Origin of the sequence: Lacihabitans sp. CS3-21 (assembly GCF_024343675.1) — a bacterium.
Taxonomy (GTDB): domain Bacteria; phylum Bacteroidota; class Bacteroidia; order Cytophagales; family Spirosomataceae; genus Leadbetterella.
Map to the genome: position 1 here is coordinate 108,236 of NZ_RJUD01000001.1, position 12,313 is coordinate 120,548.

Below are 12,313 nucleotides of genomic sequence, written 5' to 3' on the forward strand. Positions count from 1 at the left end.
ACATTAAAATCATACCCACCTATTCTTTTGTGCCACTGACACAGCCTCCAATTTAGAGTGTACCTGAAGCTTTTGATAAATATTTTCTATATGCTTACGTGCAGTTTTGGCAGAAATAAAAAGTTGGTCAGCTATTTGGTTGTAATTAAGTCCGGCAGCAACTTTCTCAAGTATTTCTATTTCTCTCTTCGATAAATTATAAGATTCTGGGCTTAGATAAGATTCGGTCTTTTGGCCTACCACCTCCTGACTTCTAAGCATTTTAAGGGTTTTCATGGCTATAGTTGGCGACATCGGAGCACCGCCTTCCATCAATTCTTCTATGGCAGCTACAATTTTGGAGGGTTTTTCATCTTTGGTCAAATATCCCGATGCACCAGCTTTTATGGCCTCAAAAATTTTATCCTCGCGATCGAGCACGCTCAGCATCATTATTTTTATTTCAGGAAAAAGCTCTTTTACCCGTCTGGTGGTTTCTATGCCGTCCATTTCGGGCATTTCTATGTCCATCAGGAGCATGTCGGGGTGGTGATTGTTGAGCTTGTCTAAGGCATCATGACCACCATTGGCTTTAAACAACACCTGAACTTCGTCAAAAATCGAGAGATTCTGACTAATGTTTCGCAGCAATGTTGGGTTATCATCAACGAGGCCAATCGTAATCATGGACATTTGTTTTTATACAAATGTAGGATTTTATCATGGCAAAAAACAATAGGGCATTTGACGTATTTTTCAAAATAATCCAAATTCCCAAATTTCTTCTTTTTTTATAAGAATCATTTTTTCATGGCTTTCATTTCTCTTTTCAATGCATCAATTTCCTTTTGTTGCTGAATGGTGTAAAGCGTCAATTCCTCCACTTTTTCGAGAAGTTTGGAGACCATTTCGTCAACTTTAACTCCTTGTTTTACAACCTCTTCTGCAGAAGGAACTCCAGGCAAGTGTTTATTTTGCTGAATAAATTTATCTACTTTGGAAAGGGACATCAACGGGTAGTTTTTCTCAAATACCTTGTCAGACCACAAACCCACATTTTGGTATTTCATTTTGAACGAATTCAGAATAAACTCGCCCTGCTCGTCTAGTTCTAGAAAATTGCGGTCATTGATTTTATAGGCCGGATTACTGTAGGCCACTCTTGTATTGAAAACCCCTTTTACGTCTAATCTGTACTTTGGATTTGACATGCCAATGCCCACTTTTACCAACATAGTATCTCCCAAAACCAATCCGTCATCTACTGATACTTTGGCATTGAAGCCTATGGCCGAGGCTCTTTCCAGTTCAGCCTGATTCAAACCTACGGTACCGGCATATTTGCCAAAATAAGAACCTGATTGAGCCCAGGAATTTGCAACTACACCCAAAAACAGAATAAATAGTACTGATTTCTTCATTTTATAATCTATTAAATATTGTTTAAATAACTCATAATTAAAGGCATTCTTCTTCTCGAAATCCTTATTTGTTTACCGGTTTTTAACAAAATACTTTGGTGGTCTTCCATAAAACTGGCATAATTGACATTAACCAGATATGACCTGTTTGGCCTTACCATGTGTTTGAAATTACCTGATCGTTCTTCTATTTTCCCCAAATTTGTGGAGGTCAGGATTACTTTACCATCATTCATAAAGACTTTGGTATAGTTGGCATCTGAAACACAAAACAACATTTGGGATGCTTCTACTTCCGTTCTGCTTCCTATATTTATTTTCATGGCTATTTTATTTTATTCAAAATTATTGATAGATAGTCCTTCAAAAAATACCTCTTTGGAGGTAGTTGGGTTTATTTCTTAAGGATAAAAAATAGTATTAAGATGATTAACACAACAGCATCAAACAAAGCAAAGAAATTAGGATATTGGGTATAAAAACTCCTTTTGTTAACACAAATAACTTCCTGACTAGTAATATTTTCTGTAAACCAAGGAATCTCGCCATATACTCTACCAAAAGGATCAATAAATGCAGAAATACCACCGTTTGAGCATCGGGCTATGGTACGACGGTTTTCTATGGCTCTTATTTTTGTGAAGCTGCTCAGAAACTTGGCCCCGGTAGTTTTACCAAACCAGGAATCGTTGTTCATCAAAGCAATAAAATCGGCTCCCTGCTTGACCAAAGAAGCTATTTTAGCAGGGTAGGTTTGCTCCCAGCAGATACTCAAAGCCACCTGATGCACTTCTCCATCTTTATCGGCATACTTAAATGTGTAAGGTTCGTTGCCTCTGATAAGTTGCCTTTCCCGCACCGAAGGACAAGAGGCACAATAAGGCATAAATTCCATAAATGGTAGTCCATATTCTTTTTGGTAAACTTTTACGTCTTCTTCCTTAATATGCAAGGAATCCCAAAAAGCGGCCAGCTCCGGAGTAAAGACTACTGCCAGGTTTTTAAAGCCTTTGGTAGAATCCTGAAATTCAGCATAACCAATGGCTACGTTGGTGTTCCAGTTAAGGATATTGTTTCGGGTATAATCCAGAAAGTTTTTGTTTTTGAACAATGAAAATGGGAAAGCTGCCTCAGGTAAAATCAGCAAATCTGGAATTTGAGTTTTAACAGCTGAATCTGAAAGGCTCACCACTTGGTCTAAGGTTTTGGTGACAACCGAGGTATCGCCATCTGCGTAACTGTCAATGTTGGTCTGTATCAGCGAAACTTTGGTTTTTTGATTGCTAGTACCCAAAACTGACTTTGGGTTAATTTTCATCACCCACACTGAATAACTTACTGCCAGAAATATCCAGATTGCGGAAAATACGAAATGTTTTTTTGAGCGATAATTTATTCCAAAAGTGATGAAGACATTGAGTGCAATGACCCAGAAACAAATGCCCCACATGCCGGTAAAATCTGCATATTGAATAACATAAGGCATATTAGCCTGAGAATAAGCTACATAATGAACTTGCAAATTATGAGGTAAGAAATGAGTGGCCCAGTCAAGAGCAGTCCATTGGAACGGAAAAAGTATCAGAGCCCTGTGCCAACCCAGTTTTTTCTGCAAAAAATAATGGGCGATAAATGGAATATATAAAGAAAGAGACTGGGTTATAAAGCAGATAAAGAAAGTGGACCAAGTGTAATAGCTTGTCCACCAATACCCTATTGGACTACTGATTACAAAAACTGGAAAAACCAGCAAAAATGATTCCTTGAGTGTGGAAGTGTTTTTTAAAAGTAACAACAAAGGTACAAGGGCAAACCATGCCAATATTCCAACTGGAAGATTGGGGTAATTGGGGTAAGAGAGCCCCCATAGGATTCCGGAAAGTATAATGGCCAAAGATTTGTTTTTCATTTTATACCCCAGCTAAACTTTGCTTTAGACTTTCCTTTTTTCAATTCTTTTATTTCGAAACCTTCACGGGTTTTCTTTGAAATATACACGCCATTACAATCGCTTTCTAGCTGGATGTTGATAATCAAATCTTCAAAATCATCTCGTGATTTATCAAATTTTATAAATGTTGAGCCATTTTGGAGTTGCCCTTTACCTGAAAAAGTAATTGAAGTCCCTATCCTTGCATTTTGAGAAGCGATACTGGCCACTGGAGTTGTCGTACTTAACATTTGCCAATCTGTTCCATCAAAATAATAAAATCCAGGGGTATTATTTACTTGATAAATCAAAAGGCCTTCGGCGGGATCTTCGGGGCGATTAACTTCGGTGATTCTCGGAATCAATAGACCAAGAGAGTCACTATCAATATCTAAAATAGCAGAAGGATGAGCGTCAGCATCAGAGGTGTTAATTGAAATGCCTTTATTGTCATTATTGAGTTTTAAGTTGCTAGGTGCATTTAACAGGACGGTTGGCACAATTGCCTTAAAACTTAGGTTTTCTAATATGGCATTTTGACCAGTTTGAGAGACAATTTTTGCTTGAAAAAAATGACCCTGCTTAGTCATAAAACCTATACTATTTGAGCTATTTTGCAAAACAAATGCACTGGTTTCATTGGGTCTTTTATAAAATTGAGATTGATAAGTGCCTCTTAGACAGTCATATGTTCCATTTCCCGGAATAGTAAGTGTTCCGTAGGCATCAATAGTGAGTGTAGTAACAGTTCGATAAAGTAATTGGTCAGTTTCATAATCGAACTGATCAATGGTGTTGTTCATTACATCGCCTAAACTGAGCGGTACATCCATAAACTCATAATCGGGTTCATCAAAGGCGTCGTCATCAATGTCAAAATCAAAAGAACGACCTAAGTGATCAACGCTTGAGGCATTAATATTAAAGTGTTCATAAACCTCAAACTCTTCGTCGGTATCGGTTACATAAGTTGATTTTGTAATATTTGTTGCACCAGCTAATTGTAGGGGAACAGGCACACTACTAGGCGAAATAAAATCATCTTGGGTGTAATAGTCGAAAAATTCCTGAAAATTCGTAGGTAAAGACCAGTTTTGAGGACTTATATTATTAGCAACCCCGATATTCATATTCATGGCACTATTTCCACCTCCAAAAACCACCCATGAGTTACCATTAGAAGCGAGTTGAGTTACATCTGCCTGGGTGATTTCAATGGCTGAATTAATACTCACCAAATGATTTGTCTGAGTTTTTATGTTTAATAGATCCCAGTTGAGTGAGATTTTGCTAACATTGTTTTTTATTCTGCTATTCTGTTCTTGGTTTGAACAGCTTTGAACACTGTATGGATCATCAACACAATGTCTAATAGTTGAAGCAAAAGTGTTTTGATTTATTAGGAAGTATAAATAAACAATCCCAATTTTAAAGATTAAATTTTTTTTCAGCTTCATAATATTATTTTATTCAATTTTCCAGTTAAACTTAGCTTTTGATTTCCCCTTTTTCAATTCTTTTATTTCGAAACCTTCCCTTGTTTTCTTTGAAATATAGACGCCATTACAATCGCTTTCGAGCTGGATGTTGATGATCAAATCTTCAAAATCATCTCTTGGTTTATCAAATTTTATGAAAGTGGAGCCTTTTTGGAGCTGCCCTTTACCTGAAGAAATAATTGATGTCCCAATCCTTGCATTTTGAGAGGAAATAGTGGCTACCGGAGATGTGGAACTTAACATTTGCCAGCCAGTTCCATCGAAATAATAAAATCCAGGGGTATTGTCAACCTGATAAATCAATAGCCCTTCGGCGGGGTTTGACGGGCGATTGGCTTCAGTAATTCTTGGGATAAGAATTCCTTTGTTTGTACTGCTAACATCCAAAATGGCAGAGGAGTCAGGATCGGCTTGGTTGGTATTGATACTTACGCCTTGTTGATTGTTATTTAATTCAACTTTTCCACTGGCCGAAAGCATGGCTGTAGGCATAATCGTCTGAAAAGCAATATCTTCCAATGTGGCATTATTGCCGGAAAGACTTACCACCTTTGCATAAAAAAAGTGACCTTGTTTGGTATAAAATCCAATAGAATTTTTGGTGGATTTCAAAACGAAAGGACTAGATTCATTTGGTCGGGTAAAAAAATTCTCTACATATGAACCTCTCAGACAATTAAAATTGCCTTGACTTGGAATATTTATTGTACCAAATGCGTCGACAGTTAAAGTAATCTCTTTTTTAACCAAATTAAGATTAGAAATTGGGTCTTTTTTTTGAATTACAGCGTTGATTACATCTCCCAATTTAAAAGGGACCTTCATATATTCGAAGTCTGGTTCATCAAAAGTGTCATCTACATCGGTTTCCATATCAAAGGACGTCCCTAGGTGTGTTACGGTTGTTGACCCAATATTATAATAATCATAAATATCTATGTCATTGTCGTATTCGTCCAGACCTAAAGATTTGGTAACATGTGTAGCACCACTTATATTTAAACCAGCTGGTGCATTTGCCAGAGAAAGGAAATCATATTGGGAATAATATTCAAAATACTCCATAAAATCTGCTGGAAGTGACCATGTCTGAGCAACACTATTATTGGCTGAACCAATATTCATAACCATCAACTCATTGGCTCCATCAAATCTTACCCAGGAATTTCCCTGAGTAGCTGCATTTAGAATATCAGTTTGATTAATTTCAATAGCTGTCGTTATCAATTTAGCAGAGGTTGTCTGATTTTTCAGGTTTAACAACTCTTTTATTTGATTTAAATCTTTTTGAGGAGTTTTGGAGAGTATTTTTATCCTACCACCTCTGGTATCTCCTGGCTGAACGCAAATGTTGTTACTACCAGTAAGCGTACAAGTTTTTGAACTTGATGCTAACAGAATATTGGTTTTTAAAAAAAATAATGAAATAGCTATTGTCGCTCTAATAAAATTCATGAAAACATTTCCTATAATATATCCACAAAAGTCGATAAGACCATATTCCTAACATATACCTATTTGGAGGTATTTTGATAAATAATTTTATGAGATAGCTTTGTATTAAAATCCGGATAAATATTGAAAGTCGTTCAGGTTGTCATTTTGCTATTGATTCATTTTTATATTTCTGCTCAAAAACCCAAAGTTTTCGAGGTGGATGAAAATTTTCGTTCTGCAGACTTGGTAGGATATGTTTCAAGATTTGACACTGAAAAGGATGAAACAATCGAATATGTTTCTCAGAACACACAATTTAAATTATCGGCAGAAGTACCATCCTTCAAAGCAGATTCACAATACCACTGGCTGAAAATTGAACTGAAAGCTTCGGCCAGGAAGCCTATCGTTATTGAGTTTCAACAGATTTTTGTGGATGATATTTCATTCTTTTTGTTTGAAAATGATTCGCTAAAAGAGCAATTTTCATCTTCCTGGATGCTGCCTTTTGTAAAAAAACCATTTCCGAGCAGGTACCATGCCTTTGAATTTGAAGTCTCCAATAACAAATCATATACCCTATTTTTACGTTGCCATAATTCCCAAATAAAATACTCTAGTCGGGCATTTCTCAAGATTTTTGAGAGGAAAATATATGAAATAGAAAGTGATTCTTACTTACTGCAATACGCTTTTAGTGTAGGCTGTTTATGGTTTGTAACGGTCCTTTCTCTAGGGTTTTTCGGATATTCCCGCAAAAAGATTTATCTTTATTACGGACTCTATCTTATTTCGATGTCCCTCTATTTTTTGGTAGTAAATGGAGTCGTTAATCAATTTTCTAATCCTCAAACTGATTTTTTTGCAAAACCCGAATTTGGATCATTGCTGGTGGTTTTTAATTTAACATTTCATATTTTATATGTTTTCGAATTCTTCAAAATTAATCACAAAGCCTTACTTAGAGGCTACGGCATTTTCATTTTTTTAAGCATTATACAGGTTGGGTTTATAATATTTAATTCTCAAACCCATATGCCTTATAGCATAATTTATTTATATTTTTCGCTCCTGATTATTCTTACAATTCTTTACAATTTTCGCTCAAACAAGAAGGCTGTTCTGCTTTATTTATTAGCTTCTGGACCACTTTTTCTTACTTTTCTGCTGGTTATTTTAGGAGCAATTGGTATTACAAAAATCAACACTTTCTTTTATTACAATGCCCACATTCCGCTAACACTCGAAGGACTTGGTTTAGGTTTGGCGTTGTTATACCAATTTAATGATGACCAAAAAAAGGTTGAGAAAGAATTGGAAAAAAACCGATTGGATACAACGCACAAAATCCTTTTGGCACAAGAAGAAGAGCGGCAACACCTAGCTCGCGACCTTCACGACGACCTTGGTGGTAGCCTTTCTGTACTAAACCGCGAGTTGGACGAATTTAACGAAAATAACGGAAGGAAGATTTCAGACTCTGTAAAATTGACCCAAAAAATCGTGGAAGATTTGAGGCTCATTTCGCACCATCTAATGCCATCTTCTTTTCCTGAAAAGGGACTTACGGCTGTAATAAAAGAAACCGTAGAAATGGCCAACAGGCAAAATAAGTTAAAGTTTGATTTTATCACGAATGGGCAGGAGAAAAGACTTCACCCTGATAGCGAAATTAATATTTATAGAATAGTCAAAGAACTGATAAACAACACCTTAAAGCATTCTGGAGGTACAGCATCTACCATTCAGCTGTTGTTTTATGATGACTTTCTCTATTTCTCCATCGAAGACAATGGCCATGGGTTTGATATAAACCTTTCAAAAAATTGGGGAATTGGTTTCAAAAATATAAATTTACGGGCAAGATTTCTGAAGGCCAAACTCAACACGGAGTCAGGTCCTTCAGGTAGTCTTATTAGCCTTGAAATACCCTATACTGCCTCCTAAAATTAAGATTTTATTGGTTGACGACCACCATCTTTTTAGCGATGGAATAACTGGTTTGCTCCAAAGCGAAGGCTCATTTCAGGTGGTAGGACAAGTGTATGACGGAAACCATGTGCTGCCGACGGTACATCAAAAAAGTCCCGACCTAATTCTACTTGATGCCAATTTACCCAACATTAGCGGAAAAGATTTGGCAGAAAAAATAAAAGCTAATTTTCCCAAAATTAAGATTATGGTATTGACCATGTACGACGAAAGTCAGTTGGTCAGAGAATTTCAAAAAATAGGTGTAGAGGGTTATCTCCTAAAAAATTCCACCAAGAACGAATTGCTTTCGGCCATATTTAGAATTATGGAAGGGGAAACAGTTTTTGACGGTAAATTGTCTCCCGTATCTTCAGTACAGGCATTTGCAGGCGACGAATTTCAAAAGCGTTATTTATTAACTCCCAGAGAATTAGAGATACTTCGTCTAATCAGGAAAGGTCATAGTTCACAAGCCATTGCCGACTTGACGTCATTGAGCCTTATGACCGTAAAAACCCACCGCCGCAACATTCATTTCAAGCTCAAAACCGAAACTACGGCTGATTTGATAAGATTTGCTATGGAGAATAATCTTTAATTAACAAGTCTTCTCCTTTCACAAATTGGGTAAATGCCTTAATTATAGTTATATAGTATGCTCTCAATTTTGTAAGTATTTATTGTTAATTTTCGCTAAAAATTTTTCATGACTAATCTATTTTCGAAAAATACACCGATGGGCTGCTCGTGCTGAATCCTTGACCCACAAAATAAACAGAGACGGTCATTACCATACTTTTATTGCCAGAGGCGTCCCATGCTACATCAATAAAATTAGTAAGGCTTCTTTCACTCGATGTAATTGCTGTAATATACCCATCATAATAAAAAAGGCCAGAGCTTGCGAAAGTATCTTTAGAGGCATTTTGTGAAAGCCCCTTTGTAAGCCATTTGCCATTTTTGTAAAAAAACCCAAAAGCCTCATTACTTTCTGATAAACCTCCCGCTTGAATCATGACCGCCATTTCTCCATTTGGTCCTTGGTCTGCCTGAAAGCTTTGGATTTTGACTCCTGTCTTTTGAATTGAGGCCAAAACATTAGTTTTTCTTGTAGCAACATCGTAATCCCAGATTTGCTCGCTTTCTAAAGTAGAAGCGGGAGGCCTAAAAATGATGTGGTCGTTTCCTTTTTCATCATAAAGGAGTTCCGCTGGATTATTAAATGTGTTTCCTTCTTTATACAATGGGTATTGATATGCGATTTCAGCCTTTGTTCCATTGTATAGAAAAAGCGTTTTGACACCTGACTCGGCAACAAATTCACCAATAAAATGTAGTTTGTTTTGCTTATCATAATAACCGCTAAGATTTTGAAATCCCAAATTAGGAGGTGCCCCACCTGGATATTTGGGTTTGCCTGGAGTAGAATAGTCTTTAAAGTTTCCGAAACTGCCCCCATTTAATGTGGCTTCAGTGATTAAATCGGCATAGTACCAATAAGTATTCCAGCGGTTTTTTAAGGTTTCGTCACTGACTTGTGACCACACCACGTGTACCTTGCCCGCATTGTCAAGTGTCGCAAACCACGAAACCTGCATGAGTTCATTGCTTGCCAGCATAATGGGCTTGCCAAAAGTGCTCCCGTTTAAAACAGCATAGAAAAGTGTGCCCATATTATAGCCTCCAGTACCTTCTAGCGTAGTTTCAGCTATTGGATATTGTGACTTATCACTGCTTCCAAAGCGTTTCCAAATAGCGTAAATGGTACCGCTTCCATCTTGAATCAATTTCGGAATAGAGGCCCCATTTCCAGTACCGTCGTTGCTTACTGTTACAGGAGCAGACCAAGATTTGCCTTTATTGCTTGATGAGCTATAATACACAAAAACTGGTTTACCATAATCGAGGTTTTCAAGAAAAACCGCATGGTAGGTTCCGTCTTTGGCTATGAGTAAATCACAGTAGCCTGCTTTTTCAAATTGGGAGAGCTTTATCTCCTCTGCACCTGATGCCTTAATGGCATCAGGCAAAAGTTTGCAGCTGGATAAGGCTAAGATTAAAAATATTGAAGCTGCTATTTTTGTCAATTTTGTTTTCATGATTAACTGCTTGGTTTACAATACAAAATTGCATGAAAAAGCAAAACTGAAAATCACCTTAAATGGGTATATTGAAAACTACCACAAAAGGTGTAGTTTCACCAAAAAATTCAAAAGAAAAAAGCACTAAATTGTAAAAACTTAGTGCTCTAGGAAAGTTTATTTTCGACAAAAAGTGTTCTAACTGGTGCTACCTTCTAATCTTTTGAGGTGGCTTAGGGGCAATCGCTTTACCGTTAGCTATTCTGGCACCTTTATATTTTTTATAAATAGGGTGCGGTCCAGCAGAAAGTGTAGAAATTAAAAAGATATTGCAAAGAATGAAAATTAGAGCCTTTTTCATGATTATAAATGAGTTTTAGTTACAATTTGAGTAAGAAAATGTTTTGGAATAGGTTTTCTTTTCAACAGCATCAGTGTCGGTTCGCTCAATTACAAAATTATTCGAGTTGTACTTTCGGGTTGCTTTGTAATCATAATAGATGCGTGTTTTGTCAGTTAATTCCGACCAATCTTCATTATACTGAGTGGATAATGTACCAGAGGTAGAAAAAACATCGTTACTGACATTCAATGGGTCGCTATAAATCATATTATAAGTAGATTGTGCGGGATCAAATACATGTCCTTTAAATGCCATTCTATAAGATTTCTTGTTTTTGTCTTGTTCATAACTATTTATTACGAAGCGATCAATAACCTTGCCTTCCCACACTACCTCGCTTTTTGAAAGCAAACCATTTGGACCATTGTATTCGTAAGTGGAGGTTGTCCCGTCTGATTTTACAACAAGTTTTGTTATGCGTTTCTGAGCATCTGTTGTGAACGTAAACTGGTCGTAAAGTTCTCCTTTATCATCTTTAAAATCCATTCTTGATGGAGCTCCGTTTGCATCATAGAACCAGTTTTGGCTCCAACCAAAATTATCAGTTGTCTTAATTAAATTTCCAGTAGCGTTGTATTCATGGGTAGAAACCAAATCCACTAGTTTTCCCTCATCATCATAATTAAAAGTAGTCTCAACCAACCTTTGATTGGCGTCAAATTTGAAGATTTCGTAATATCCACCAGTATCATAAGAAATTTTTTGTATTTGGCATACAGTTTCGACTTGTGCCACTTCCTCCTCTGGTTTTTCACAAGAAATAGTTAGGGTGGCAATGATTAAAAGCAAATAGAGTTTTTTCATGGTTTTTAATTTAATATTCTTTTGCAAATTTCGTACTTTGTATAATGCTGAAAATCAACCAAAAAGAGTATATTAACAACTACCACAAAAGGTGTAGTTTCATTGCTGTGGAAATATGTTTTATTCTGTAAAAGCAAAAAAACCTCTCACAAAAAGTAAGAGGTATATTTTGTTTTGGGGAGAAATTTTTTAGTCTTTTAAATTAAAGGCTCTTTTTACTTCATTGTAATCTTTGAAGTTTATACTGCGTAATCTTGCACCCGAGGCTGGAGGAATTACAACTATACGGAATTCCTCATCTACAAAATACGTTTGAGGGTCTATTGCTTTCGAAAAATTGATGTCAATGATAGCCTTTTTAGGTTGTAGCCTTAGCGAATATGTTATGTGGTTGCTATCATGGTAGTAATCAAAAGGGACCAACCATACTTCAGAAGGTGAGCCAAAAACACGGTTATACGCCAACACTATACCTTCATCAAGTGTTTTTTGGGTAATATTATCGATTGCGGTACCGTTGATACCTATGTTTGTTGAAAATAAACCATCCTCAGTTGAGTAAGAACTTGCAAAAAGTTCTTTTGTTACTTTTATCCAAGCAGTTGATTGAATGTTGACAGTTCCAGCATCGCCTTTCGCACCTGTTTGCCCCGGGGCACCCGTAGACCCAGCTGGTCCGGCCGGACCTGGCTCACCTTGTGGGCCTTCACAAGAATTTAAAAAACTAATAGCAAGAATAGAAAATAGATAGATGATTTTTTTCATGGTATTAAATGATTTGATTT

Annotated in this window: 12 protein-coding genes; 2 read left to right on the plus strand and 10 right to left on the minus strand. The window is 36.6% G+C overall.

Going from position 1 to position 12,313, the window contains the following annotated elements; all coding sequences use genetic code 11:
• Positions 1 to 9: 9 nt before the first annotated feature.
• The 6 genes from EGI24_RS00445 to EGI24_RS00470 form a co-directional block, all read right to left on the minus strand.
• On the minus strand, positions 10 to 666 hold the full coding sequence (locus EGI24_RS00445; RefSeq protein WP_255046183.1) for a response regulator transcription factor: 657 nt from the start codon (positions 664 to 666) through the stop codon (positions 10 to 12).
• A 113-nt stretch (positions 667 to 779) separates the two neighbouring features.
• Positions 780 to 1,400, minus strand: coding sequence for a SlyX family protein (locus EGI24_RS00450; protein WP_255046184.1), 621 nt, complete (start codon positions 1,398 to 1,400; stop codon positions 780 to 782).
• A gap of 11 nt (positions 1,401 to 1,411) precedes the next feature.
• Entirely contained in the window at positions 1,412 to 1,723 is a 312-nt protein-coding gene (locus tag EGI24_RS00455) for a LytTR family DNA-binding domain-containing protein (protein WP_255046185.1), read from the minus strand.
• A 71-nt stretch (positions 1,724 to 1,794) separates the two neighbouring features.
• Positions 1,795 to 3,309 (minus strand): apolipoprotein N-acyltransferase, encoded by a 1,515-nt coding sequence (lnt, locus tag EGI24_RS00460; protein ID WP_255046186.1) that lies wholly within the window; start codon positions 3,307 to 3,309, stop codon positions 1,795 to 1,797.
• Positions 3,306 to 4,787 carry a hypothetical protein gene (locus tag EGI24_RS00465; RefSeq protein ID WP_255046187.1) on the minus strand — a complete coding sequence of 494 codons (1,482 nt, stop codon included), beginning with the start codon at positions 4,785 to 4,787 and terminating at the stop codon, positions 3,306 to 3,308. Before EGI24_RS00465 ends, lnt begins: the two co-directional genes overlap by 4 nt.
• A 9-nt stretch (positions 4,788 to 4,796) precedes the next feature.
• Entirely contained in the window at positions 4,797 to 6,284 is a 1,488-nt protein-coding gene (locus EGI24_RS00470) for a hypothetical protein (RefSeq protein WP_255046188.1), read from the minus strand.
• Positions 6,285 to 6,407: 123 nt separating this feature from the next.
• On the opposite strand from EGI24_RS00470, the gene EGI24_RS00475 reads away from it, so the two are divergent.
• Both EGI24_RS00475 and EGI24_RS00480 read left to right on the plus strand, forming a co-directional pair.
• Entirely contained in the window at positions 6,408 to 8,213 is a 1,806-nt protein-coding gene (locus EGI24_RS00475) for a 7TM diverse intracellular signaling domain-containing protein (RefSeq protein ID WP_255046189.1), read from the plus strand.
• Positions 8,188 to 8,838 (plus strand): response regulator transcription factor, encoded by a 651-nt coding sequence (locus tag EGI24_RS00480; protein WP_255046190.1) that lies wholly within the window; start codon positions 8,188 to 8,190, stop codon positions 8,836 to 8,838. Before EGI24_RS00475 ends, EGI24_RS00480 begins: the two co-directional genes overlap by 26 nt.
• Positions 8,839 to 8,950: 112 nt before the next feature.
• On the opposite strand, the gene EGI24_RS00485 is transcribed toward EGI24_RS00480, so the two are convergent.
• The 4 genes from EGI24_RS00485 to EGI24_RS00500 all read right to left on the minus strand — a co-directional run bounded on the left by EGI24_RS00485 (position 8,951) and on the right by EGI24_RS00500 (position 12,293).
• Positions 8,951 to 10,339: a sialidase family protein gene (locus tag EGI24_RS00485; RefSeq protein WP_255046191.1), complete on the minus strand. Its 1,389-nt coding sequence runs from the start codon at positions 10,337 to 10,339 to the stop codon at positions 8,951 to 8,953.
• A gap of 190 nt (positions 10,340 to 10,529) precedes the next feature.
• Complete coding sequence (locus tag EGI24_RS00490; protein ID WP_255046192.1) at positions 10,530 to 10,682, minus strand: hypothetical protein; 153 nt, start codon at positions 10,680 to 10,682, stop codon at positions 10,530 to 10,532.
• 15 nt (positions 10,683 to 10,697) lie between these two features.
• Complete coding sequence (locus EGI24_RS00495) at positions 10,698 to 11,528, minus strand: hypothetical protein (RefSeq protein WP_255046193.1); 831 nt, start codon at positions 11,526 to 11,528, stop codon at positions 10,698 to 10,700.
• A gap of 189 nt (positions 11,529 to 11,717) precedes the next feature.
• Entirely contained in the window at positions 11,718 to 12,293 is a 576-nt protein-coding gene (locus EGI24_RS00500) for a collagen-like protein (RefSeq protein ID WP_255046194.1), read from the minus strand.
• Positions 12,294 to 12,313 lie beyond the last annotated feature (20 nt).

Bases quoted from the DNA above. Each gene is read 5' to 3' on its own strand.
- EGI24_RS00445 (WP_255046183.1), bottom strand. From the start codon at position 666: ATGATTACGATTGGCCTCGTTGATGATAACCCAACATTGCTGCGAAAC.
- EGI24_RS00450 (WP_255046184.1), bottom strand. From the start codon at position 1,400: ATGAAGAAATCAGTACTATTTATTCTGTTTTTGGGTGTAGTTGCAAAT.
- EGI24_RS00455 (WP_255046185.1), bottom strand. From the start codon at position 1,723: ATGAAAATAAATATAGGAAGCAGAACGGAAGTAGAAGCATCCCAAATG.
- lnt (WP_255046186.1), bottom strand. From the start codon at position 3,309: ATGAAAAACAAATCTTTGGCCATTATACTTTCCGGAATCCTATGGGGG.
- EGI24_RS00465 (WP_255046187.1), bottom strand. From the start codon at position 4,787: ATGAAGCTGAAAAAAAATTTAATCTTTAAAATTGGGATTGTTTATTTA.
- EGI24_RS00470 (WP_255046188.1), bottom strand. From the start codon at position 6,284: ATGAATTTTATTAGAGCGACAATAGCTATTTCATTATTTTTTTTAAAA.
- EGI24_RS00485 (WP_255046191.1), bottom strand. From the start codon at position 10,339: ATGAAAACAAAATTGACAAAAATAGCAGCTTCAATATTTTTAATCTTA.
- EGI24_RS00490 (WP_255046192.1), bottom strand. From the start codon at position 10,682: ATGAAAAAGGCTCTAATTTTCATTCTTTGCAATATCTTTTTAATTTCT.
- EGI24_RS00495 (WP_255046193.1), bottom strand. From the start codon at position 11,528: ATGAAAAAACTCTATTTGCTTTTAATCATTGCCACCCTAACTATTTCT.
- EGI24_RS00500 (WP_255046194.1), bottom strand. From the start codon at position 12,293: ATGAAAAAAATCATCTATCTATTTTCTATTCTTGCTATTAGTTTTTTA.